Below are 24,630 nucleotides of genomic sequence, written 5' to 3'. Positions count from 1 at the left end.
GGACGCCGACAGTCCGTTCACACAATGGACCTTCGACGAACCGAAGCGAATCGAGGGGTCCCGCCACCACCGGCAGGCTTCGGATACGTTCACCTGATGCAGATGCTCCGCACCGTGTCGATCATCTCGGTTCTGTGCACAGTACCGATCTGGTTGTTCGTCGTCCCGCAGTTGGTGTTCGCGGGGGTGGTCGAAGTCGGGGGCGGCATCGAGATCATGGTGGTTCTTCCGACCCTGCTCGGGCTACCCATCTCGTTCGCCGGAGCCATTGCCGGTGCCGTCTGCATCGTTCAGCGTCGCCTGCGCGGATGGGCGATGATCCTCATGGGAGTCGGTCAGATGGCAACGATCGCGCTGGCCGCCGCAATCATCGTGTGGGCGCTGGCCTTCGCGTCGACCGGCTGGGAACTGATCGTCCTGCCGTCAGCGCTGATGCTGGGCCAGGCCATTGTCGCTGCCGGACTGATCGGCATGTTCTCGGTGCGATATCGCTCGTCCAGCATCCGGCGTCCCACCGAGAATTGACGCCGGGCGAGACGTTACGCCCCGAAGATCTTGTCCACGAATTGTTTCCATGACTCACGGCCTGTAACACCGGTTCGGAGGCCCACGATCCTGGTCACGAACGTGGGATTTCCACGTGCCGGATTCGGAGCAGTCTTGATGTGGAGGGGACATGAGAAGATCTGCAGCAGTATGCTTGGTCGCTCTGGGGCTTGTGATTGCAGGCTGCGGGGGTGGTGCCGCATCGAACGGCGAGGCGGAGGCTTCGACTGCGACGACTACCGTCACGGTGGATGCCTCGACCGGTACCGCGTCCACGTCACAAACAGCCACATTGCCGTCCGCGACCGCCGCGCCGTCAACGGAACCCCACAGCGGTGTTGCCGTACCTGCCGCCGGGGAGGTTGTCAGTGAACCACCCGCTTCCGAGCAGGCGAACGACCCGGACGTTGCCAGTGGGGAACCGGTCGCCGGGCAAGCGGATACCAGCGAAGGCCCGAGAAGAAGCCTCGACCCCAATCCGTACGACTGCGTCGGCGATATCTGCCCCAATCCCTACTCGGATGCACCGCCCCCGGACCCGAACGCAGATCCGCAGAACCCGCAGATCTCGTGGTGTGGAACCGACAAGAATGTCCATAATCGCGGGGCGACGGTGTACGACGACGGGACCTGGACGCCGTGGTCACAGCAGTGCGCCGACGAGTTCGATGCCGTCAACAATCCCCCCAATCCTCCGGGAACGATGGGCGGCGGCGGAGCCGTGGCAGGTCCGTGCCATCCCGACGAAGAGGGATTGATCACCCACACCCCGGACATGCGAAAGCAACAGTGCTCGGGTGGGCATTGGGTCTACGTTCGTTGAACTCCTAGCGTTTCGCAGCATTCTGTAGAAGTGCCGCAACTTCGCGCTGCAGTTGCGGAGTGGGCACACCGACACTGTTGATCGTGTAGCGGGTCGCGACGTCACCGGAGCGATCGACCAGCGCTCGCGCTGCCACGGCGGGAGCGCCCTCTACAGCGAACAGGCCGAGAATCCCGTCGTCGATCAAACCCGCCATGGTGTCCCACTTGCCGTCGTCGGCGGTCTTGGAGAGCCGGTTGAGTTCATCGCCGAGGTCGCTCAGTCCGTGCAGGTCGAGAACAGGCCGATAGGCGGGAGTCGAGCCATAGAAGGAGATCTGTCGCCGTACCGCGGCCTTCGAGGCAGCGAGTTCTTCCTCCGTGTGTCCGGTGGCGATGAATCCGGATGCGATGATTTCGGGGTCGCGCTCCGGCGCGCCCGGCGCCCGCCGCCCGCGAGCAAGGGCAGGCAACGTCACTTCCCGCATGTATCGCTCGGTAGTGAAGGGGTGCAACAGGATACCGTCGGCAACGCGGCCTGCAGTCTCGGTCATCCTGGCGCCGACGGCGGCAAGGAGTACCTCGGGTGCGGGCTGTTCACTCGGAGGCCTGAACATGGGAGTCATGAGGGTGTGAGTGTAGAAGTCGCCGCGGAAATCCAGCTTCGCACCGGTGGCCCATGACTCCCAGATCGCCCGCATCGCCGAGACGAACTCGGCCATCCGCGGTACCGGCGAACTCCACGGCATCGAGAAGCGCTTCTCGATGTGCGGTTTGATCTGGCTGCCGAGACCGAGCGAAAGCCGTCCGCCGCTGTAGTCCTGCAGGGCCCGCCCCTGCACCGCAAGCGTCATCGGCGACCGCGCGAACGCCACCACGATGTTGGTCAGCAGGTCGACGCGGGTGGTCACTCCGGCGGCAATCGTCAAGTGGAGGATCGGATCAGAGGTGAGTTCGCTGAACGAGACCGCGTCGAATCCGCTCTCCTCGGCTTGGATCGCCATGTCGGCGACGTCGGCGAGTGCGCCGTCCCTGGAAGCGAGCGGTAGGACGACTTTCATACACACTCCTGCAACATCTCCGGGTCCGATCCGGAGTGAGCATATAACCCGCCTGAAGAGAAGGCCGAGCCAGATTTGACCGGCTCGACGGAGCATGATCGCACCGTACTGTGAACACGGAGGCAAAATGACACTCGGTAGCTCGATTCTGCGCCTAGCGCGCCCCGTCAATTCCGTCGTCGTCGCAGCGTCCGGGCTGCCTGTCATCGGACCCCGAATCCGCGGCGTCGTCGCCCCGATCACCTACACAGGCCGCAGATCCGGTCGGCCGTACACGCTGCCGGTCGGGTACCGAATCTCGGGCGATACCGTGACGATCCGTGCCGCAACGCCCCACGAGAAATCATGGTGGCGCAACTTCCTCGGAAATGGCGCCCCCATGCGAATCCAACTGGGGGAAGAACGTACCGGCCACGCTGTTGCGCACCGCGACGACCGCGGTCGCGCCGAGGTCACCCTGAAACTCGACCCCGCATGAATGCACAGGACCGGCCCGACATGCGCCTGCGGCCGCGTCGTTGGTCACCGCCTTCCTCGCCGGAGCGAGCGAAGCACGACGCCAGCACACCGCCTCTGCCACCAGTTCGGCGAATCACGCTGCCCGGTGCGGGCCCCGAGGATGTCGTCCTGGGTGCCGATGGGTTCGCCTACACCGGAATCGAGACCGGGGAGATACTGCGAGTCGACATCGACACCGGAGTTGTCACCGCGGCAGCTGACACCGGCGGCCGGCCACTGGGGCTTCACGCCGAGACCGACGGCGCACTGCTCATTTGCGACGCCGAGCGCGGACTATTGCGCTGGCCGGGCCCGGGACAGCCCGTCGAAGTGCTGGTCGACACGATCGACGACGAACCGCTGAGCTTCGCGAGCAATGTGGTGGCCGACCCGAGCGACGGAACGATCTACTTCACCGCATCCTCGCGTCGCTGGCCACTGGAGCAGTGGATGGCCGACCTCGTCGAGCACTCCGGGACCGGCCGGCTGTTCCGCCGGTCTCCCGACGGCTCGGTCGAGACCTTGCTCGACACTCTGCAATTCGCCAACGGTGTGGCGTTCACACCCGACCGCTCGGCGCTGATCGTCGCGGAGACCGCTGCCTATCGCCTCAACCGCTACTGGTTGCGCGGGCCCCGGTCCGGCAACAGAGAAACCCTGGTCGACAACCTGCCCGGCTTTCCCGACAACATCGCGCTCGGCAGCGACGGACTCATCTGGGTGACACTGGCATCGCCGCGAAACCCGGTACTCGACGCACTGCTCCCGTTACCGGGAATCCTCCGCCGAGCGATGTGGTCACTACCTGATCGACTCTTGCCCTCTCCTGCCCGCACCGCGTGGGTCCTCGGCGTCGGCCCCGACGGCACGATCATCCACGATCTGCAGCGGGACGGCGACGACTACGCAATGGTGACGGGAGTCGTCGAACACGAAGGCATCTTGATTCTCGGCAGTCTTCACGAGCATGCCATCGCGGTGACCTCCGTGCCCACCTGACGCTCAGCCGACGTGCTCGGCGGTCGTAAGATCCTTCCCACTAGTCTCCGACGCGACCCACGCAGCAACGATCGTGATGCCCGCGGTGATCGCAAGCAACAGGCTGAGCGGCAGGCTCGACCCGTCCGAAGTCGCCAGCAGACTCGCAGCAATCAGTGGAGTGAAGCCGGCACCGATCAGGCTCGAGAGCTGGTAGCCGAGCGACACCCCCGTGTAGCGGACTCCTGTGCCGAAGAGTTCCGACAGGAGCGGAGCGAGCGGCGCATACATCGCCGACTGGATGACCTGCCCGAGCAGCAGGCCGATCACCAGCAGCGTGGTGTCACCCGAGTTGATCAGCGCGTACAGCGGGAAGGCATACAGCACCGCCGCGGCTGCGCCGGTGAGGCTCACAGCCCGCCTGCCGATCCGGTCCGACAAGGTCGAGAAGCCCGGGATCGCGATGATCGACACCATCGACATCACAACGAGGACGCGCATGACCGTGGACGTGTCGTATCCGATGGTCTTCGTATACGAGATGATGTGCGAGGTGATCAGCGCAGTCAGCGCGAACGGACCGATTCCCACCGCGCATGCGAGGATCAGCGGCCTCGGAGTGCGTAAGAGTTGCAGCACAGGAGGTTTCGCCGCAGCGGCTTCCTTGGCCTTTTCCGCGGCATCCTCGAACACGGGGCTCTCCACCACGCTCATCCGGATGTAGAGGCCGATCACGAGCAACAGTGCGCTCGCGAGGAACGGAAGACGCCACCCCCACGAGTTGAACGACTCCTCGGGCAGCAGCGTCGCTATCATCACTGCCAGTGTGGACAGCAGAAAGCCGACAGGCGAGCCGAGCTGCATGAGCCCGGTCCAGAATCCGCGGCGACGGGGGTCGGCGTGCTCGGCGACCATCAACGCGGCACCACCCCACTCGCCGCCCACCGCGACGCCCTGCACCACGCGCATCGTCACGAGGAGGATGGGCGCCAGCACTCCGATCTGCTCGTATGTCGGTAGCACGCCGATTGCGAAGCTCGCGATACCCATCATGACCATCGTGATGACGAGCATCGACTTGCGGCCCAGTTTGTCGCCGAAGTGCCCGAAGATCAGACCACCGATCGGCCTCGCGACATAGCCGGCAGCAAGGGTTCCGAAGGCCGCGATGGTCGAGACCGCCGAGTTCGACGCGGGGAAGAACAGATCGCCCAGCACCAAGGCAGCCATCGTGCTGTAGAGCAAGAAGTCGTAGTACTCGATGGTCGTGCCCAGCAGGCTCGACAACGTGACCTTACGCAGTTGTGATCGATCGACCACCGCCTCGGCGTCACGAGACGAGTGCGGCCCTTCGACCGACGCCGGCAACCGTGGGTTCATTCATCACTCCGAATCACTAGTCGTGTCATGACTCACGTCACAACTGCGATCCTTTCGAACCATGCGAAGCAATTACATACAGGTTTCCGTTCAGCGGAAGCGAGGTTGGTCCTGACATGTCGGACCCGGATCGCGGCCCACACCTTCGCGCGGTGTGTTCGGTTCTGGTGGGGGTTCACCGGCTACGCGCTGGGGAGCCGCCCAATTCCCGTGCAAGCACATCGAATCGCGGGTGCCGCGACCACGCCGCACGATCCCCGATCACATAGAGGCGCTGCTTCGCCCTGCTCACGGCAACGTTTGCAAGGTTCGGCTTCGACGACGCCCACCGTTTCGCGCCTTCACGAGCCGGGTCGCCTCCCAACATGAGGACGACAACCTTCGCCTCCCGTCCCTGTGCGGTGTGCACGGTTCCGGCGGTGATCCCGTCGTACTGGGAGCGCAGCCCCGCAAGACGCCGCGCGACGTCCTTGAACGGACTGAGCACGATCACGTCGTTCATCGGAAGTTTCCTGCGCATCAGATCCTCGAGGAGTTCGACGAGGCGCTCGTATTCGGCTTGCACGAAGTGACCGTTCGACGTCCCGGTCACGTCGTACCACTGCGATGGCGGCAGTTCACCGCCCGGGGAGGGATTACCACCGTGGATCATCGTGCCGCCGTATGCGATGGTGTTGACGACGGAGAACATCGGCTCGGCGCAGCGCCGGTGCACCCGCAGCGGCGCCCCCACCCAGATCGGTTCGTCGTCGCCCGGCAGGGTGGTTCCCCAGCGAGTGAGTCGGTCGGCGATCGACTGTGTCGACGACCGTCCGGGCAACCACCGTTCGTCCACACCGAACGCACCCCGCACCGCCTGCTGCGCGCGGAACGGCAGGGTCACCACGGGTTCGAGTTGCAGCGGATCGCCCACGACGACGGTCCGCCGCGTCCTCCAGATCGCACCGACGGGGTTCTGCGGTGTCGCCTGCCCGGCTTCGTCGATGAGCAACCAGCCGAGGGCTTCACGTCCGAGTCCGCGAAACACCCGGTCGAAGGAAGCGAACGTCGTCGACACGAGCGGTACGACGAAGAACAATGCACGCCACGCATCGGCGACGGCAGCCGGATCCAGGTTGGGTGGCGCGTTTCCGGCGACGACGTCCATCGCCCCGTGCAAGCTCTGGCGCATCTGCTTGGGCACCTGCGCGAGGAAGTCCTTGTGCAGGTCCAGTGCGGCCACGAACAGTCGCGACCGTGCCTCGTTCAGTGCCTCGTCCGACCACGGCGCCGCCAGTTCCCGGGCCGGATCGCCGGTCCACTCGGGCCCAGGCATCGCACGGCCCCATCGCTGGCGCAACTCGTCGAGAGAACGGTCCAGCTCGTCTCGACGGCACCGAACAGCGTCGGATCGCTGGACAAGTTGATCGTGGGTGCCCTGCAGACCGACCAGGTTCTGGAGGGTCCGCTGATGGGCCGCGAACGCGTCGGTGTATTTCGCATCCCACAACGCGAGCGCGTCCGTCAAGCCGATGCGGTGAGACTGCCAGCGCCGACGTTGCTCGCGAACATTGCGGCCCATCCGCCACCACGCGACACGCTGCTCGTTGTGCGCGGCGAGTTCGTTTTCTACGGAGGCCCGGCCCTGCCGAAGGCGTTCGACTGCACCGCGTTGCACCACCTCGATATCTTCCGCGGACCGAAGTGCTTCCTCATGGGCCGCCACCTGGTCGAGGACTGCTCGCAGTTCGCTCTCGCGGTGTGCTCGTTCACGATACTGCTCGTAGCCGCACTGACGTTCATCGATCATCGCGGCGACAGCGTCTCGCGCGCTGCGATACTCGGTGACGGCGTTGTGCCACGATTTGGTCGGTCCGGTCGATTCGAGCTCCTTGATAATCGACTGAAGCCCTGGTCGAGGAGGCTTCCTTCCGGTGGCCTTGTCGTCGAACCACAGCGTGTTCGTAAATCCGGTGCGGTAGCTCTTACGTCCGAGCCGCGCTGCCGTCAATCCCCAGGCCTTCGAATCCTTGCCGGCGTTGCTCAGCAGCGCCGTTGCGATGTCTGAGAAGTAGTCGTTCGCGAACCGGTCGGAATCGATGGCGTCTGTCGCAGGCATCTCGAAGCTGATGTTCTCGACGGCGCCGTTGTTGGATGATGCCACCACGATCTCGAAGCCGTGGAATGCGTCGGTCCACCCTTGCACCACCCGCGTGTAGTCTCCGGCTTTCCAGCGGTGTGGCGTCGCGGCGAACGCAGCGGACGGGCTCGCGAGATGCGCAAGACGATCGGCGCGTTCGACGACGACCGCGGCGACGAGATCACGCAACAGCGTCGACTTCCCCGTCCCCGGCGGGCCGTTCACCGCGAAAATCCCCGCGCTGCTGCGCAGCTCGTCCATGATCGTGTTTACGGCGAATTGCTGCCCGAGCGCCAAAGGATGCTCGGGTTTACCGGGCCACCGGCCGGGCGGAATTGCCTCGGGTCGGCATGCCAGGAACGACGCCGCCGGTGCGGCACTGACGTCGACGCGCCGCGCCGTGTCGAGAGCCGCATCCTCGGTGAGGTAGTGCGCAAGTCCGGAACCGACGTCTCCGACGGCGACTCGACCGGCCACCATCTCCAGATCGGCGGCGATGAAACTGTTGAGAAAGTCGGTGCCGTCGACACCCTCGGACTGTTTGATCTCCACCGAACGGACACGGATCTCGGCACAGTCGATCATGCCTTCCACTCCCGCCAGCGCGGCGATGCGTCGGCGAATCGCGGCGAGCCGTTCGGCGTCCAGCGGCAGTCGGCATCCGCAACGCGGGTTGATGTGCTGTTCGTCGTCGAGAAGTTCGGCCAGGAGTTTCTGGGCTTCGCCCAGCCCGTGCAGCCAGGACCTCGAACTCGGGCCTGGGTCGCGGGTACGTCCGGCTGCCCATGCCAGCCCGGACAGCACTTCGGATCCGGGAACGGCACAGCCGTATCTGTCGACGACGACGGCGGCCAGCGCGCACTCCCCCGAGGGGCGCGGATCATAATTCTCGTCACCCGGTGTGAGGATCTCGTCGACAGCGGACCACACCTGGTCGACGCGATACACGCCGAAGTAGACGATGTGCTGCCGCTCGTAACCGGCGCGGCCCGGCGGTAGGCGCAACCTGTGGCCGTGTTCCCACGGCAGGAGATCGCGGTGCGTCACCTTCTCGACTGGCGATAGAGCGTCGAACCTGTCGACCTTCGGTACCTGCTGAGGGCTGAACAACTCCACCGCTCGCCAGAACTCGATGACGTCGCCCTGCCGACGATATTCCGTGTCCACCGCTCCCCCTCGCTGCGCATTCAAGATCGGTTGCGAGCCCTAGCGAAGGGTGCCGACACCGAGACGATCCAACCGAGGAATTGGCGGACACCACCCGAGACGCTAGTCTGTGGCCGATCGGACGAGGGGACCGATCGATGGGGGATCACGGGGATGACCGATACGCTCGAAGCCGACCTGCCACAAATCAGGTCGGTCTCACGCCAGCTCGATCTGCACGCCGAAGAGCTCTGCGAGATCGACACCTCACCGATGAGGGCTCGATCGGCGAGCGGATTCCTGCAGGTCTCGTCCGTCGCCGCCGCGCTCGGCAACGCCGAGGCAACCACCCGACGTGCCCTGTTGATTCTCGCCGATCGTGCATGGGCGCTGCACGACACCATGAACCGCGTGTGTGAGGACTACTCGCAAACCGAGAATTACTTCAGGGACGAGCTCGCGAGGGCAGTCTCCGCATGATTCCGTCGGTATCCGATGTCCGTCAATGGAATTGGTCCGCGCTTTCCGAGCAGGTGATCTCGACAGAGTCGGTCGCCACCCGTCTCGAAGACGCCCGCGACTCGATCCACACATCCACCAACGACCTCTGGTCCGCATGGACCGGTACCGTTGCCGATGCCGCGGCAGATCACCTGGACTGCGAACGCAAGTCCGACACCACAATCGCCTACGAACTGCGGGAGATCGCTGCCGCCACCCGCAGAGCCGACGAGGATCTCGCACATGCGGCCCGCGTGGCTCTCGACAGAATCGCCGCTGCTGAACGAGCCGGCTTCACGGTCAGCGACGGGGGTGTCGCTGCCGGGCCCGACTTCACCGGGGTCTACGACGGAGAGCCCGACGCTGCCGCTCACTGGAGCATGATCCAGGACGCATTGCGTGTGATCGGCGAGCTGGATGACGACCATGCGCGCCGCATCGGCGGCATCGTCTCGAACCTCATCGACGTCGCCCCACCACCGGCGACCTTCTCTCCCGACGAAGCCACCCACGACTGGGCCATGCTCAACGACGGCACGGTCACGTCAGAGGACCTGGCACGATTCACAACGAACCTCGCCGCAGCCGGACTCGATCCGCACTCTCTCGACGAGCTTTCGGCAGGGAAGGTCGTCACCGCTCTTCCCGCAGGCGCGTTCGACTACCTCGAGAACCTGTACGGCGAAGCGGGAGCAGCCGGCGTCATGGAGCTGCAGCAGCAACTCCTCGCCGACGGGAGTGCGTCAGCGCTCGACGCCCGCGACAGTCTCGCAAGCGGGATTCTCGCGCTGTCGAACGAACACGTACGCGACGTCAACGACGAGCGCGGCGGGTGGGATCGCCTACCGCAGGACGTCCGCGACCTCGTCGAAACCCGCCCGGGCGCGGTCCAGCTCGACGGCTACCAGGTTCCGCCCACCCTGTCCGCATTCATGGACACCCTGCCGCCTGACATCCGCAGCGAGCTCGAGTCCGAGCCTGGGGCCGCAGCCGCCGCGCACCGCAATGCACTCGCCAATTCAGGTCACGCCGCGTACATCGACTCGGTGATCCGCGGACGTGAATTCTGGGAGTTCGTCGGCACGGGGAACGGCACTCCCGGCGCCGAACTCGGCACGAAGCTCGTCGAATCTGCTGCATCGCAAGCATCCGTGATCGATACGACAGGTTCCGGCACCGGGCCGTACGACACCATCCCGATCACGGTCGGCCACGCCGGAGAATCAATGCTCGACGTCGCCACCAGCAACCACGACGTCAGTGCGCGCATGCTTGCCGGAGACCTGAATGGGGACGGCCGCACCGATATTCGACGCGACGACATCCTCACACCGCTGTTCACTCACAGCTGGGACGACGGCGGCGAATCCGCAGGGCGCCTCACCAACTGGATGACCCACGAGATGGGCGAGGCCCACGCGGCCGGCGACACCGCACGTGTCGACCGCGCGGAACTCGCCGCACTCCATCTGTCGCAGTATCTTTCGCACGAAGAGAACTTCGACCGATTGATGGATGTCCACGGCGAGAACACCTCGAGCATCGGTGAGGTGAATCCCGACTTGGTGCGAGCATTCGCCGATGGCTTGCACGGGTATATCCCGGAGTTGGTCGGGGCCGACGATACTGGCGTCTGGAGGGCCGATAGCCTCGAACCCGTCAACTCGTTCGGCCATGCTCAGAGGATTTTCACGCTCATGGCCACAGATTCGGATTCCAGTACCACGTTCGGTAGTGCCTCCACAACATTTGGGCGACACTTCGCCAGTGAATTCATAGAAGGTACGTCGAATAGTCCTGCCGCATACGCAGGCCGGCTACAAGCACTGGTCGATACTGGCATCTACAACGCGGCAGGCGAAAAGTTCAACGACCGAGAGAGTATCGAAGAGTATGCACAGCAACGTCGCAGCGATACCTACAACACGAACTACACTATCGTACGGAATCTCGTCGCACTGGACCCTCGTCTCAGCGGAACCGTTGGGCTACTGATGGATATCAACAGTTCTGCGATGCACGATGCATTTGTTCCGGCCTTCGAGTCCACTGAACGCTCTCCGTTCACGGGTGATTTCAGTCAGTACGGCGCGGCGAATTCCTACCACCTGCTCGAGCAGGCGGTCGCGCAGCACGGGATGCCCCAAGATCCCAGGATCCTGGAAAATCTCCGGGCGGAGGGGATAATCGGGATTGACGGCGGCCTGCGCTATCCGCCCAGCAGCGCGTCACTCCTCGATGCCACAGACGCAATCGACCAAGCACTCGACACATACGACATCGATTACAACAAGTTCCGCAGTTACTACATCGACGGATACGGCTACATTGCGCGCCCTGTCAGAGACAGTACATACCTGGAGTCTCCACGATGAGACTTACCCAACCCCACGCATTTGTCCGACTATTTGCAGTGTCGATCTGCGCAGTTGTCACCTTCGCATGCGCACCTCAGTCCTCCCCTCCCTATCCGGCTGAATCCGACCAATTCGCGAAGCTGAACGCCGATGCCACGATCATGACGTACCACTGGATTGCCCCACCCGACATCGATCTTGGCTCTCCCGAGATGCGGGTAGCACGTGCTTATTTCGAAAGCCGCGAGAACTACATTCGTACGGCTGATCTTGATGTCACCTATCCGGGTTTCGCCAGGTTGATCGAGGAGACCTCACAGTCGCTACCTCTCACCGGGACCACCTACATACACGTCCTCAGCATCACTCCCTCCACCGATGACCGTGGCAACAATGTCGACGTTGTGCACGTATGTCAGGATTTCATGCGGACTGCCAAGCCCTCCGATACCGGGTGGGTGCGTACGAAATCGCTGGCGTACCGAGCACTCCAGATCCGACGCACCGAACCACCACGTGACGACACTGGGCTGTTCGACTATGAACACTACCTTCCGTACCCTACCTGGGATGTCTTCAGCGGCTGGGAGGTTGAAACGATTCTTCCTGAGTGGAAGGGCAACGATGACCCCTGGAACACCTGCATGTGGGGCATCCCCGGCGTCAACCAGGACACGCCCCGACACGAAGAGCTCCTGGATTCGCCGGTCGTCGAACCGTTCTACCCTGGCTGGCCGACCCTCGCCGACGACGAGGAATAGGAACATGGGCTATATGACCGTCCCAAGACGGTTCACACCGACTCCGCGGCACGCACACCGTCGAGTGCCGCATACGCAGACTGCCGTCCGATGGCCCACTCGAGGTCGGGACCCTCGTAGTCCGGGACGACGACCGTGAATCCGGAAGCCCGGAAGCCCGGTAGCCCGGTAGCCCATGATCACGGCCTGTTCCAACGTGCCCGCCTGACTGTAGGTGTCGCTCCCGGTGAGGGTGTACGACGGATCGCATTCGGACCCGAGCGCGTCGTACGCCATGTGATACGAAATCAGCTTTGCCGGACCGGGCAGCAGCGGACGCAGGACCGTCGTGCTCGGGCGATCGAACTGGTCGGTCGTCCGATACAGCACCTGCTGTTGCCAACAATAGTGAACGAATATTTCGGCGGAGCTCATCGATCCGCCGGACGCCACACAGTTTTCTGCGCATCCCGCACGGTGCTGCCGTCGGATTGGCAGACCAGCATCGGCCTAGCGCAGGGTGCCGACAACCAACGCCACCTACCGTCAAATTGGCGGACACCAGCCGAGGCGCTAACCTGTGAGCCGATCGGACGAGGGGACCGATCGATGGGGGATCACGGGGATGACCGATACGCTCGAAGCCGACCTGCCACAAATCAGGTCGGTCTCACGCCAGTTCGATCTGCACGCCGAAGAGCTCTGCGAGATCGACACCTCACCGATGAGGACTCGCACCCACGACAAGGGAGACGAGCACTCCACGATGAAGACCCCATCCGTTCGGAAGCTCATCAACTTGATCGTCACCGCGACGCTAGCCATCGCCTTAGGAGCATGCGCAGGTTCAGACCCGCTGCCAGCGTCACCGCCTCCTGAGCCTGTCTCCTTCGCTGCACTCGATGCGGATGCAAAGTTGATGTCGCATCGCTGGATTGCGCCCGACAGTTTTTCTCTTGACTCACGAGAACTACGAGCGGTCCGTTCCTACATCGAAAGCGAAAGCACCTACGAACACACCGCTGATCCGGCCGCTGTCCATCCCGGATATTGGGACGTCCAAACTCCGCCGGAAGGCGTTGCGACGCCACAGTACGGGACGATCTACCACCACATACTCCTGGTCGAACCCGCCATCCACATGGGCGAACCCGTAACCGAGATATTCGTGTGCAGCGACTACATGCACACCGCAATATCCACAAGACACGGGTGGATCCGTGTGGCGACAAAGCGGTACACACCCCTTCGAGTACGACTATCCACCGACACCCCGACCGCCATTCCAATACTCGACTACGGACATCGACTTCCATATCCGACGTGGAATGTCTTCGAAGGCCTCGAAATTGAACGATTCATCGACGGCCGCATCGGTGAGAGCGGTCCGCGGACCGATTGTGATGAGAATATGCCGGGTTATACCCCGGAAACACCCCAAGAAGAGAACCTTCCCGCCGCCCCCGTCGTCGAACCGTTCTACCCCGGGTGGCCTACTGTCGTCGAGGACAGCAAGTAGCATGATCATCTCCGTACCGTCTCTCGCAGTGAAGAATTCGACCCAGATCCTCATCCGGGTCGCCGGCATCGCAACACTTGCCGCGGTCATGGGGGCGTGTGCCCCCGAGACCGCTCCACCGCTTCCACCGAAACCTGACCGCTTCGCCGCACTCGATGCCGACGCAAAGATCATGGCCCATCGCTGGACCGCACCAAACGGCATCGACCTCGACTCTGCAGAGATACAAGTGGCCCGAGGCTACATCGAGAGCGAGAGCAATTACGACCGCACCGCCGACCCCGCCACCCTCTACCCGGGATTCAACGACATCGCCGACGCCCAAAAATCGCCCCCGAGAACACGAACCGGCACCATGGACCACCACATACTCCAAGTTGAATCGACCACCCACCTGGGACTACCTGCCACCGAAGTCCATGTCTGCGACGTCTACATGCAAACTGCCATGCCCACCGACACGGGGTGGGCACGCTTGGAATCACTGTCCTACTCGTCGCTTCGTATCCAGCCATCCGGAACGGCAGAAGACACCATTGCTCCGGTTGGCAGCGAGCGCAGGCTTTCATATCCGGACTGGAACGTGTTCGACGGCTGGAAAGTCGAACGGTTCACGGACAAGCGGATGGGCGAGAACGACCCGTGGCGTGTGTGTATGACGCGACCGCCTGGATTCGATTACGATGCCCCGCTTGAGGAAACGCTTCCCGCCGCTCCCATCGTCGAACCGTTCTACCCCGGCTGGCCCACCCTCCCCGACGACAATGAGTAAGGACAGGAGCACACCCGATACAGCCACTACGGTGAAACATGCGATGCGAATCGCAATCCGGCTCGTCGCGCCCGCGACGCTGACCGCCGCCATCGCGGCGTGCGCACCGGCAGCGACTCCGCTACCTCCGCTTGAGCCTGACCCGTTTGCCGCGCTCGAAGCCGACGCACAAGTCATGTCGCACCGCTGGACCGCACCCGAGGGCATCGACCTTGACTCACCGGAGATCCAAGTGGCCCGAGGCTACATCGAAAGCGAAAACAACTACGACCGCACCGCCGACCCAGCCACCCTCTACCCTGGCTTCAACCACGTCGATCATGTCCAAGAATCACCGCCGACACCACGAACCGGCACAATCGACCACCACATCCTTCAAATAGAATCCACTAGCCACTTAGGCCGACCAGCCACAGAAGTCCACGTCTGCGACGTCTACATGCGAACTGCCATGCCGACCGACATCGGCTGGATACGCATGGAAACGCGCTTCTCCTCATCCCTGCGGATCCAGCAGAGTGATGAGGCGATTGAAAGTCGCCCCACTCTCGATTACGAGCATCGCCTGCCGTATCCCACCTGGAACATCTTCGACGGCTGGGAAGTCGAACGCTTCACCGACAAACGGATTGGCGAGAACGATCCGTGGCGCATCTGCAGAACAAGCATGCCGGGATACAACCGGGACACCCCTATAACAGAACAACTCGCCACAGCACCCGTCGTCGAACCGTTCTACCCCGGGTGGCCTACTATCGTCGACGACAGCAAGTAGCATGATCATCTCCGTACCGTCTCTCGCAGTGAATAATTCGACCCAGATGCTCATCTGGGTCGCTGGCATCGCAACACTTGCCGCAGTCATGAGGGCGTGTGCCCCCGAGACCGCTCCAACGCTTCCACCGGAACCTGACCGCTTCGCGGCGCTCGAAGCCGACGCGAAGATCATGTCGCACCTCCGGCCCTGCCACCCTCTATCCCGGTTACAAGGATGTCGCCTGCGCGTACAAGTCGGCGGTGACAATGCTCATAATCAAGGACTCCAACGCCGAGCCGACCCTCAGTTCAGCGCGCTGAAACCCGGCATCACAAGTACCGATATGACGTCGATCATTGGACGCAGCGGTAGACGGGAACGCTTCAGGACGGAGACGGAGAACTCCGCTGGTAAACCCCCAGCCCTCGAGACGCAGACTTGGTTGGCTCGACCGCGCATACCGCTGTCGAACCAACCCGATCTGTGATCGGTCAGAGGCGGTCGGTGAACACCGGGGACGAGCTGGTTCGTTCGATCCGGTCGAAATTCCCCGCTGCTTGAAAATCGGTGGTGTGCACCGCGAATGAGACAGCCGCAGGATTTCTTACCGCCCCTGGACAGAGATGTCGGCACGCATGGCCACGCCACCGTCGACGGCAAGCTTTCAGCCGGTACGACGCGACTTCGCTACGTGATGTCGGCATCCAGCGACGATTTGAGCTCCTCCGCATAGAAGCGGAAGAATCCGTCGACGTCCGGCCCGGCATTGACGAGCGCCAAGTGGTCGAACCCGGCATCCGCATACTTGCGGATCTGCTCCAGGTGACGTCCCGCGTCGGGGCCGTACGCAAAGCTCTCGGCAATGTCCGATTCACGGACGACGGATGCGGCTGCCTCGAAGTTGACCGGATTCGGTAGCTCTGCCTGGACCTTCCATCCTGTTGCCGAGAAGCGGAAGAGTGTGTGCGCGGACGTCAGCGCCGCCGCTTCCGTCGGCGCCCACGACAACGACACCTCTGCGTAACGCGGTCCGGTGCCGCCTGCTTCTTCGTACTTGGCGATCAGATCGGGGTCTGCGTCGGTGGTGAACAGCCCATCGCCCAGTTCGGCTGCCATTCGTACAGCCGGGCCACCCGACCCCGCGACCACGATCGGCGGCAACTCGTCGGGCAGGTCGAACACCCGTGCGTCTTCGAGTTGGATGTGCTGCCCGTTGTAGCTGTGGTAGCCACCGCTCCACAGCAATCGAATGACCTCGATCGACTCGCGGAGCATCTCTGTGCGGGTGGAGGCGGGAGGCCATCCGCGGCCCACGACGTGTTCGTTGAGACGCTCGCCGGTGCCGAGACCGAGCACGAATCTGTTGTCGGAGAGCAGGGCCGTCGTAGCTGCGGCTTGCGCGATGATGGCCGGATGGTAGCGAATGAACGGGCAGGTCACGCCGGTGGCGAGGACGAGGTTCGTTGTTTTCGCGGCGATTGCGGCGAGTACGGACCAGGCGAAGGCCGAATGGCCCTGATCGTGCAACCAAGGATGGTAGTGGTCGCTGATCTCGACGAAATCGAAGCCCGCTTCCTCGGCGCGCACCGCCTGGCGAACCAGTTCGTTCGGTGAGTATGCCTCCGCGAAGAGCTTGTATCCGATTCTCACAGGGGTCTCCTTCGCTCTGCCGCCCGCGCGCGGGTGTACCGCGCATGACTGTCGTTGTGGTGGGGCTACCCGCTGAGGCCGACTCTTGAACCACTGCCCGGTGGACATGCGGGAAAGTCCCGGAAAATCAGGCGGAGGTGCCGAGGATCGAGTCGACGGCGATGTAGAGGATCTCGATTTCTCGTTCGACAACGGAGTGGTCGGCGGGCAATGCTCGCTCGATCGAGAGTCCGTTGAGCACGGTGTTGAGAAATCTTGAATGCGCAACGATGTCGCCTTCGGGCAGTGCGCCTTCTTTGGCGAGAAGCGTGAGCCAATGCTCCACCCGGCGCTGGCCTTCGCTTGTCATTGCCAGGTATGCAGTTCGGATGTCGTCGGTAGGTTCGGGGACGACGAATGCATCGAAGAGTTTGATCCAGGCCTGTCTCGCCTGTTCGCCGACTTCCACCGCGAGCACCTGCCGCAGACATTGCACCAACCGGTCGCGGGCCGGTATCGACCGGTCGTGGATGATCTCGTTGTCGGGTGTGACCACGTCGTAGATCGTTTCCAGCACTGCGTCGCGTAACGCACGCTGCGTCGGAAAGTGGTGACGCAGCGACCCCATGCTCACCCGGGCTCGTGCCGCCACCGCTCGCACACTCAGCGTCGACGCCGGATCTTCGTCGATCATCTCGCATGCCGCGATGATGATCCTGGCTTTCGTATCGAGACCGCCCTGCTTGCGTTCCATCTCCTCCGCCCTTCCGCTACTAGCACGCCGCACTAGCACACTGTGCTAGTGTCGAACCATCCCGTAGATAGTACAGCGTGCTGGTTGCCGCCCATCCGGGTGGAGAAGACGATTCGACCTGTGCGTTCTGGAAGGAAAACATGAAGTCTCGCGCCCCGACCATCGCAATTGCACTGATGGGTCTGCTCGTCGCCGGCTGCGCACACACACCGGCACAGACGAACGCCGCGCCGGAAACCGAACTGCAATGGAGTCCGTGCCCCGACGGAGTGGAGAAGCCCGAAGACGGTCCGCCCCAATTGCAGTGCGCCGCTGTGGCCGTGCCACTGGACTACGGCGACCCAGAGGGAACACAGATCGATATTACGATCTCTCGGCTGTCTGCAGATAACCCGGACACCCGACACGGTGTGTTGCTGCTGAACCCGGGCGGCCCAGGCGGGACCGGTCTGGATCAGCCCAACTTCCTTGTATCGCAGGGTATACCGCCGAGCGTCCTGGATACCTACGACCTGATCGGCATGGACACCCGCGGTGTCGGGCACTCGTCGCCCGTGAGTTGCGGATTCACCGACGACCTGGAGTACTACGGTGCGGTCCCGCCCTACGCCTTCGACGAGGCAGCGTTCACCGAACAAGCCACCACCGCAGAGGAAGTCGCCCGCCGATGCCACGCCAACGACGACGGGCGACTACCCCACATCACCACGGCGAACATGGCCCGCGACCTGGATCGGATCCGGGAAGCACTCGGCGAGGAGAAGGCAAGCTTCCTCGGATACTCCTACGGATCCGCACTCGGTGCCGCGTATGCCTCGATGTTCCCGGACACTTCGGATCGAGTTGTTCTCGACAGCAACATCGGCGACACCCATCTCGATCACGACGGATTGCGCAGATACGCGCGCGGCATGGAGGAGACCTTCCCGGACTTCGCGAAATGGCTTGCCGAACGGCACGGTCAGTACGGCCTGGGTGAGACAGCACAGCAGGTGCGTAGCACCTACTTCACGATCGCGGAACGTCTCGACCGAACTCCGATGGACGGAATCAACGGTCGCGCGTTTCGATTGGCGACTTTCGTGACGCTGTACAACCCGGCCTCCTACGAGACGGCAGCACAAACCTGGAAGATGCTCCTGAACTCCGGCAATGCAGCGCCCGCAGACGAGCCGGCGGCCGGCAGTGGGCCGTCGCCCGCAGACAACAGCTGGTCGGTATTCCTCGCGGTGACGTGCAACGACGTCGAATGGCCCGACGATGCCGATACCTACCGGCGGGCAGTGAACGACGACCGCGAGACGTATCCGCTCTTCGGTGCTGCCGCCGCGAACATCATGCCGTGCGCGTTCTGGCAGGACACACCGGCCGAGCCTCCCGTGGCGATCGACGACGACGGCCCGACCAATGTCCTGATCGCGCAGAACCGGCGCGACCCCGTGACGCCACTGCGGGGAGGCGAGTTGCTCGACGACAAGTTCGGCGAGCGGTCACGGCTGCTGACCGTCGACGGTAGCGGACACGGTGTCTACGCCCTCGGCAACAATCCCTGCGCTCAGAGCATCATCACCGACTTTCTGGTCGAGGGCGTGTTGCCAGAACAGGACACTGCCTGCACCGCGGGTTGACCCTGCCGCAGGGGCACGGTGTTTCGTAGTGGTGAGCGACCCCACCGACTCGCGGACCTGAAAGACCGCACAACATGCGACGCTACCGATTGGAGTGCGAATGCCCATCGCAACGACCAACAGTTCTCTGCCCGCACTGATCGAAATCGAAGACTTCTTCGCCGATCCACACTTCTCCAGCCCCTCCATTTCGCCCGACGGAACCAGGCTGGCCTACTTGGCGCCGAAGTACGGGCGGCGCAACGTGTGGGTGCGCGGTATTCACGAGGATCACGACGACGCGGTCTGCGTCACGCACGACAGCAGGCGCGGCATCTCGATGTTCCACTGGACCGAAGACTCCCGTTGGTTGCTCTACCTGCAGGACACCGACGGTAACGAGGACTGGCACCTGTACCGCGTGGACCTGGAGGCACCGGATACACCGGCGGTCGATCTGACCCCGATGGCACCCGGCTCGCGGGTGTTCGGTGTCGAACCGATGCGAGCCTCACCGGGCAGTGTGCTGGTGTGGATGAACGAGCGGCCGATGTTCGTGGACACCTTTCGTGTCGACGTCGCTACCGGCAAAAGAGACTTGCACGTAGAACAATCCGACCCGGGCAGTGCCGTCCTGCTCGACCGCAACGGGTCCGCAGCCTTCCAGACGTTCGAGACCGAAGACGGCACCCTCGAGATCTCTAGTGTGGATCCGAACACCGGCGACCGGCGTCTCCTGCGCCGTCTCGGCGGAGGCGAGTATCCGCTGGGCATCTACCCGCAGATTGTCACACCGGACGGGTCGGGACTGGTGATCGGCAGCTACCAGGACTCCGACGACCTGCGACTTGTGCGCATCGACCGCGACACCGGCGAGGAGACCGTGGTCTGCGCCGTGGACGGGCACAGCTTGTGCACCATCGAGTTGCACGCCCCCGGCGTACTACCGCCGACGGTGTTCACCAGCCGCCGCACCGGTGAGGTGATCGCCGCCCGGTTCGTCGGGGACAGACCCCGTATCGAGATCGTCGATCCCCGCTATGCCGAGGTCTTTGCCCGGCTGGACTCACTCTCCGACGGCGTATTGGGAACGCTGTCGTCGGATGAAGCCGAGCAGCGCTGGGTCGCAACGTTCGTCCACGACCGGGAGCCGGCGGTCACCTGGCTCTACGACCACAGCAGCGGGGAGAGCCGAGAGCTGTTCCGGCCTTTTCCGCACCTGGACCCGGCCACATTGGCCCCGATGGAAGCTGTCGAGTTCCCCGCCCGAGACGGGTTGCCTCTGCACGCATTCCTGACACTTCCGGTCGGGATCGAGCCACGGAATCTACCGACCGTCCTGTTGGTCCACGGCGGGCCGTGGGCGCACGACAGCTGGGGATACAGCCCGGAGGCGCAACTACTGGCCAACCGGGGCTACGCCGTCCTGCAGGTCAACTTCCGGGGTTCGACAGGCTATGGGCGCCGACACGTCACGAGCGCCATCGGCGAATTCGCCGGAGCGATGCACCACGATCTCATCGACGCCACCGACTGGGCCGTCGCCCAGGGTTACGCCGACCCGAACCGTATCGGCATCTTCGGCGGCTCCTACGGTGGCTATGCAGCGCTCGTCGGTGTCACGGTCACTCCCGGCCATTTCGCCGCGGCCGTCGATTACGTGGGAATCTCCGATCTCGCGAACTTCCTGCGCTCGGTGCCCCCATTTGCACGGGCCCGTGCCGCCAACAACTGGTACCGCTACGTCGGCAATCCCGACGACCCCACCCAAGCCGCAGACATGGCCGCACGGTCGCCCATCAACATGGTCGAGAAGATCCGCACCCCTTTGTTGGTCGCTCAGGGCGCGAACGACGCCCGCGTCGTCCAAGCCGAATCCGACAACATCGTCGAGTCCCTGCGCGATCGCGGTATCTCGGTCGAGTACCTCCTGGCCGCGGATGAGGGACACGGCTTCGCGAACCCCGAGAACCGACTCCGGCTCTACCACGCCGTGGAACGTCACTTCGCCGACCACCTCGGTGGCCGATGCGACACGTCACAGTGACACCACGGCGACCGCCACAGCAATTGCAAGACCGGAACTCTTGACCATGCCCCTGGGGCACGGTTGACACTGTTCACAACAGACACCGAGACGCAGGAGACGACATGGGCTGGAGCACTCGCGAACTCTCCGAGCTCGCGGGTACGACGGTGAAGTCGGTACGTCACTATCACGACATCGGCCTGCTCGATCAGCCGCCGCGGGCATCCAACGGCTACAAGCAGTACGGCGTCGCACATCTCGTGCGGCTGTTGCAGATCAAACGCCTTACCGCACTCGGCTTCTCGCTCGCGCAGGTCGCCGCCATGGGTGAGGACATCGCGCATCCCGAGCAGTCGTTGCAGACATTGGATGCCGAACTGGCGGCCACCATCGATCGGCTCCAGCGGGCACGGATGGAGTTGAGGCTCATTCTGCGGCACTCCGCAAGACCTGATCTACCACCTGAACTGGCCCTCGCAGCCAATGCCGACGATCTTTCCGACGCCGACCGGTCATTCGCGACCTACCTGACAAGAGTGCTCAGCCCGTCCGCCCTCGATGCGTACGGCGAGCTGTTGCGTAGCCCCGCCACACCGACGTCCGCAGAATTCGACGCCTTGCCAGCCGACACCGACGAGCAAACACGAGCAGACCTGGCCCGACGAATGCTCCCGGAAGTCGAAGCTCTGACCGAGAAGTATCCCGACGCCTTCGACATCGCAGCTGCAGAGGATCAAGCAACTGCGCGCAAGGTCGGGGCCGTGATGTCAGAGCTCTACAACCCTGCACAGCTCGACGTCCTGCGCACAGTGGCACTGGCCCTCCACACAGACGAGAGCACTCACGACTGATGCGACACCCTCCCGAGAGGAGTTCGGTTTCCCGTGTTCGGACCTCGATATCGTGGCGCGCTGTCCCTGCCGCGACACACCGCTGCGACAGCCGTTGCGGGGTCGATCCTCATCGCTCTCGGCGCGTGTAGTTCCGCGTCAACGACACCGCAGGCCCAGCAACCCGAGCCGGAGCCATCGGCAGAGTTGCAACGCTTCTACGACCAGGACCTGACATTCGGCGCGTGCGATGGTTACGCCACGACCGCCGCCGACCAGGCCACTTTCACCAGCGACCCCGAGTTCCGCTGCGCGCGCCTCGAAGTGCCGCTCGACTACTACAATCCCGGCGGAGACACAGCGCAGATCGCCCTGCTCCAATCACCTGCGCGAGGCGAACCGATGGGGTCGCTGGTGCTCAACCCCGGCGGTCCTGGAGGGGCAGGCATGAGCATGGCCGCGGTTGGCGCCACCACACTGGGCGAGAGCCCGCTCACCGCGAACTTCGACCTGATCGGGTTCGACCCGCGCGGCGTCGGAGCCTCGACACCGGACATCGACTGCTTCACCGACGCCGAGATCGACGCGGGCGAAGCCGTGACGACCGTGCTTACCGGCTCCGGTTCGTGGACCGAAAGCGACACCCGAGCGCTCGTGGAACAATGCTCGCAACGATCCGGCGGCGACGAAGTGCTGTCCGCTGTGGGCACCCGCGACGCGGCACGCGACATGGACATCCTGCGCGCCGCACTCGGCGACGACAAGCTCAGCTACCTCGGACGCAGCTACGGCACGAGGCTCGGCGCGGTGTATGCCGAGATGTACCCCACCAACGTGCGGGCGATGGTCCTCGACGGTGCCGCCGATCCGCACCTGGGAACTGCCGAACGCCGCCTCACTCAATTCGCGGCGTTCCAGCAGTCTTTCGACGCTATGGCAACGGACTGCGCCAAAGCTCCGGACTGCCCGCTGGGCACCGATCCGGGCCGTGCCGTCGACGTGTTCCACAGCATCACACGCCCCCTCATCGAGAATCCGATCATCACCGCCGAAGGGCGCCGGATGGATTTCGACGCCGCCTACAGCGCTGTGATTGCCGGGCTGTACGACTCGCGGGCGTGGCCGGCCATCACCAAGGGAATCGGCGAACTGCGCGCGGGAAAACCCGAGACACTCGTGCGCATCACCGACGCATTCGGAAGCCGCGGTGAGGACGGTGTGTACCCGAACTACTCCGAAGCGAACTTCGCGATCAACTGCATGGACGAACAACGCAACACTCCGGAGCAGGAAATTGAGCTCAAGCGCCGGATCCAGGAGATCGCACCGTTCACCGACGCCGGGCTGGGCACCGACGGCGCGCGCGATCCCTGTGAATCCTGGCCTGCAGAGCCCACATTGAGCTACCCGTATGCCACCGACATCGACGGGCTGGCCGACACGCTGACCATTTCGATCACCGGCGACCCGGCCACACCGTACGACGCGGGGGCGAGCCTCGCCGACACCCTGGGCGGGAGCCTTCTCACCGTCGACGGAAAACAGCACACCATTGCATTCGACGGCACCAACGACTGTGTCGATGCCATCGTCGCCGACTACCTGGTCGATCTGAAGTCCCCGCCGGAAGACTCCCGCTGCAGCCTGTGAGGGGCATCCGCCACGGTTACCGCACAGACAGCGCCTCGATCAGTGCATCGTTCACCTGTGCTGCGGGGCTCATCGGCACGGTGTGATGGGTCGCTCCCTCGATGAGGATCGAACGCATCCGTCGAAACGCGCCGATCCGCGTGGCCAACCGCCGACTGTCGTGGACTCTGCTGTCGGCCGCAAGGATCACCGTCGTCTCTACGGCCAGTTCCTCGAGCGCTCTTACCTTGGGACGCTTGGGAACAACGGTCTTCGACGACGGGAAGTCCGCGGCTCCCTTGGCGAGGAGGTCGAGCCAGTCGTCGTCGAGGTCGTGTCCTCGAGTCTCCCAACGGATGAAGTCACGTTCGCGTTTGTCGCTGGGACGTAACAACACCGGTACAGCGTGGGCAAGGTAAGGGGCCCGCATGCCGGCGAAGCACGAATTGGGATCGAGCAACGCCAGGTGCCGCACTCTCCCCGGTTCGCGTAGTGCGTAGGCGAGGGCGATCATCGCGCCGTACGAGTGGCCGACAAGACCGAAGTCGCTCAGTCCCGCGGCCGCGGTGACAGTACCGAACCAGGACATCAGGTCGTCGACACACCGAACGGGTTTGCCATCGGCGACGCTTCGTCCGGGATCACCGAGCAGATCCACCGCGTAGACCCGGTAGTGATCTGCCAGGGCGGCGACGTTCGCGAACCACACGGTGGACGTCGCCCCCGCTCCTGGCAGAAGTACGATCGGTGGCGCGTCGGGGGGTCCGCACGTGTTCACCCGGGTGGTCCCGTATTCCGACACGAGATCGACGCTGGTGACCTCGACCGGCCACTTCCCGAGAACACGATCGTAGGCGCGGTAGAAGGCGTCACCTCGGGTTGTGGAGGCGAAATCGGCGGTCGACAGCGGTTGCATCCGAACTCCTCAAAATTAACTCGATGCATCGAGATACTTCGGTAATCGAGATAGTAGATTG

20 protein-coding genes and 1 pseudogene are annotated in these 24,630 nt (G+C 63.6%); 14 read left to right on the top strand and 7 right to left on the bottom strand.

Features of this window, described 5'->3' with window-relative positions:
- Nucleotides 1–96: 96 nt before the first annotated feature.
- Complete coding sequence (locus ACTDXD_RS19865) at nucleotides 97–525, top strand: hypothetical protein (protein WP_440123982.1); 429 nt, start codon at nucleotides 97–99, stop codon at nucleotides 523–525.
- A gap of 151 nt (nucleotides 526–676) precedes the next feature.
- Complete coding sequence (locus tag ACTDXD_RS19860) at nucleotides 677–1,369, top strand: hypothetical protein (RefSeq protein ID WP_440123981.1); 693 nt, start codon at nucleotides 677–679, stop codon at nucleotides 1,367–1,369.
- Between the two features lie 4 nt (nucleotides 1,370–1,373).
- On the opposite strand, the gene ACTDXD_RS19855 is transcribed toward ACTDXD_RS19860, so the two are convergent.
- Nucleotides 1,374–2,408, bottom strand: coding sequence for a TIGR03617 family F420-dependent LLM class oxidoreductase (locus tag ACTDXD_RS19855; RefSeq protein WP_440123980.1), 1,035 nt, complete (start codon nucleotides 2,406–2,408; stop codon nucleotides 1,374–1,376).
- Nucleotides 2,409–2,535: 127 nt separating this feature from the next.
- Here ACTDXD_RS19855 and ACTDXD_RS19850 point away from each other — a divergent pair, with 127 nt between their 5' ends.
- Nucleotides 2,536–2,886 carry a nitroreductase/quinone reductase family protein gene (locus ACTDXD_RS19850; RefSeq protein ID WP_440123979.1) on the top strand — a complete coding sequence of 117 codons (351 nt, stop codon included), beginning with the start codon at nucleotides 2,536–2,538 and terminating at the stop codon, nucleotides 2,884–2,886.
- A complete protein-coding gene (locus ACTDXD_RS19845) occupies nucleotides 2,883–3,905 on the top strand; it encodes an SMP-30/gluconolactonase/LRE family protein (RefSeq protein WP_440123978.1) in 1,023 nt (340 codons plus the stop codon). The genes ACTDXD_RS19850 and ACTDXD_RS19845 overlap by 4 nt, the downstream gene beginning before the upstream one ends.
- A gap of 3 nt (nucleotides 3,906–3,908) precedes the next feature.
- Here ACTDXD_RS19845 and ACTDXD_RS19840 read toward each other — a convergent pair whose 3' ends face one another.
- On the bottom strand, nucleotides 3,909–5,264 hold the full coding sequence (locus tag ACTDXD_RS19840) for an MFS transporter (protein ID WP_440123977.1): 1,356 nt from the start codon (nucleotides 5,262–5,264) through the stop codon (nucleotides 3,909–3,911).
- Nucleotides 5,265–5,439: 175 nt separating this feature from the next.
- Nucleotides 5,440–8,550 carry a DEAD/DEAH box helicase gene (locus ACTDXD_RS19835; RefSeq protein WP_440123976.1) on the bottom strand — a complete coding sequence of 1,037 codons (3,111 nt, stop codon included), beginning with the start codon at nucleotides 8,548–8,550 and terminating at the stop codon, nucleotides 5,440–5,442.
- A 153-nt stretch (nucleotides 8,551–8,703) separates the two neighbouring features.
- Between ACTDXD_RS19835 and ACTDXD_RS19830 the strand changes: the two genes are divergently transcribed.
- The 3 genes from ACTDXD_RS19830 to ACTDXD_RS19820 all read left to right on the top strand — a co-directional run bounded on the left by ACTDXD_RS19830 (nucleotide 8,704) and on the right by ACTDXD_RS19820 (nucleotide 12,148).
- Nucleotides 8,704–9,009 carry a hypothetical protein gene (locus tag ACTDXD_RS19830; protein ID WP_440123975.1) on the top strand — a complete coding sequence of 102 codons (306 nt, stop codon included), beginning with the start codon at nucleotides 8,704–8,706 and terminating at the stop codon, nucleotides 9,007–9,009.
- The gene (locus ACTDXD_RS19825) at nucleotides 9,006–11,405 is read left to right on the top strand and encodes a TPR repeat region-containing protein (protein WP_440123974.1); all 2,400 of its coding nucleotides are present in this window, start codon (nucleotides 9,006–9,008) and stop codon (nucleotides 11,403–11,405) included. Before ACTDXD_RS19830 ends, ACTDXD_RS19825 begins: the two co-directional genes overlap by 4 nt.
- Before the next feature lie 143 nt (nucleotides 11,406–11,548).
- Nucleotides 11,549–12,148 (top strand): hypothetical protein, encoded by a 600-nt coding sequence (locus ACTDXD_RS19820; protein ID WP_440123973.1) that lies wholly within the window; start codon nucleotides 11,549–11,551, stop codon nucleotides 12,146–12,148.
- Nucleotides 12,149–12,186: 38 nt separating this feature from the next.
- Here ACTDXD_RS19820 and ACTDXD_RS19815 read toward each other — a convergent pair.
- Nucleotides 12,187–12,520: pseudogene (locus ACTDXD_RS19815) on the bottom strand (lipase family protein); the annotation flags it as partial.
- A gap of 232 nt (nucleotides 12,521–12,752) precedes the next feature.
- On the opposite strand from ACTDXD_RS19815, the gene ACTDXD_RS19810 reads away from it, so the two are divergent.
- The 3 genes from ACTDXD_RS19810 to ACTDXD_RS19800 are packed head-to-tail and all read left to right on the top strand — an operon-like array spanning nucleotide 12,753 to nucleotide 15,193.
- Nucleotides 12,753–13,646 (top strand): hypothetical protein, encoded by an 894-nt coding sequence (locus ACTDXD_RS19810; protein ID WP_440123972.1) that lies wholly within the window; start codon nucleotides 12,753–12,755, stop codon nucleotides 13,644–13,646.
- A 28-nt stretch (nucleotides 13,647–13,674) separates the two neighbouring features.
- Nucleotides 13,675–14,418 carry a hypothetical protein gene (locus ACTDXD_RS19805; protein ID WP_440123971.1) on the top strand — a complete coding sequence of 248 codons (744 nt, stop codon included), beginning with the start codon at nucleotides 13,675–13,677 and terminating at the stop codon, nucleotides 14,416–14,418.
- 31 nt (nucleotides 14,419–14,449) lie between these two features.
- The gene (locus tag ACTDXD_RS19800; RefSeq protein WP_440123970.1) at nucleotides 14,450–15,193 is read left to right on the top strand and encodes a hypothetical protein; all 744 of its coding nucleotides are present in this window, start codon (nucleotides 14,450–14,452) and stop codon (nucleotides 15,191–15,193) included.
- A 669-nt stretch (nucleotides 15,194–15,862) separates the two neighbouring features.
- Here ACTDXD_RS19800 and ACTDXD_RS19795 read toward each other — a convergent pair.
- Both ACTDXD_RS19795 and ACTDXD_RS19790 read right to left on the bottom strand, forming a co-directional pair.
- A complete protein-coding gene (locus ACTDXD_RS19795; RefSeq protein ID WP_440123969.1) occupies nucleotides 15,863–16,825 on the bottom strand; it encodes a TIGR03557 family F420-dependent LLM class oxidoreductase in 963 nt (320 codons plus the stop codon).
- Nucleotides 16,826–16,952: 127 nt separating this feature from the next.
- Nucleotides 16,953–17,558 carry a TetR family transcriptional regulator gene (locus ACTDXD_RS19790; protein WP_440123968.1) on the bottom strand — a complete coding sequence of 202 codons (606 nt, stop codon included), beginning with the start codon at nucleotides 17,556–17,558 and terminating at the stop codon, nucleotides 16,953–16,955.
- Nucleotides 17,559–17,698: 140 nt separating this feature from the next.
- Between ACTDXD_RS19790 and ACTDXD_RS19785 the strand changes: the two genes are divergently transcribed.
- From ACTDXD_RS19785 to ACTDXD_RS19770, 4 genes are all read left to right on the top strand, one after another.
- Entirely contained in the window at nucleotides 17,699–19,186 is a 1,488-nt protein-coding gene (locus ACTDXD_RS19785; protein WP_440123967.1) for an alpha/beta hydrolase, read from the top strand.
- Between the two features lie 100 nt (nucleotides 19,187–19,286).
- Nucleotides 19,287–21,212 carry a S9 family peptidase gene (locus tag ACTDXD_RS19780; protein WP_440123966.1) on the top strand — a complete coding sequence of 642 codons (1,926 nt, stop codon included), beginning with the start codon at nucleotides 19,287–19,289 and terminating at the stop codon, nucleotides 21,210–21,212.
- Nucleotides 21,213–21,316: 104 nt separating this feature from the next.
- Nucleotides 21,317–22,045 (top strand): MerR family transcriptional regulator, encoded by a 729-nt coding sequence (locus ACTDXD_RS19775; protein ID WP_440123965.1) that lies wholly within the window; start codon nucleotides 21,317–21,319, stop codon nucleotides 22,043–22,045.
- A 33-nt stretch (nucleotides 22,046–22,078) separates the two neighbouring features.
- A complete protein-coding gene (locus tag ACTDXD_RS19770; RefSeq protein WP_440123964.1) occupies nucleotides 22,079–23,674 on the top strand; it encodes an alpha/beta fold hydrolase in 1,596 nt (531 codons plus the stop codon).
- A 16-nt stretch (nucleotides 23,675–23,690) separates the two neighbouring features.
- Here the strand turns inward: ACTDXD_RS19770 and ACTDXD_RS19765 are convergent, their stop codons facing one another.
- On the bottom strand, nucleotides 23,691–24,569 hold the full coding sequence (locus ACTDXD_RS19765) for an alpha/beta fold hydrolase (protein WP_440123963.1): 879 nt from the start codon (nucleotides 24,567–24,569) through the stop codon (nucleotides 23,691–23,693).
- Nucleotides 24,570–24,630: the final 61 nt, after the last annotated feature.

This window comes from Rhodococcus sp. SJ-3, from assembly GCF_051918125.1.
Classification (GTDB): domain Bacteria; phylum Actinomycetota; class Actinomycetes; order Mycobacteriales; family Mycobacteriaceae; genus Rhodococcus.
Note: the sequence above shows the minus strand (reverse complement) of the source record. Positions and strands in the feature narration are given on the sequence as shown.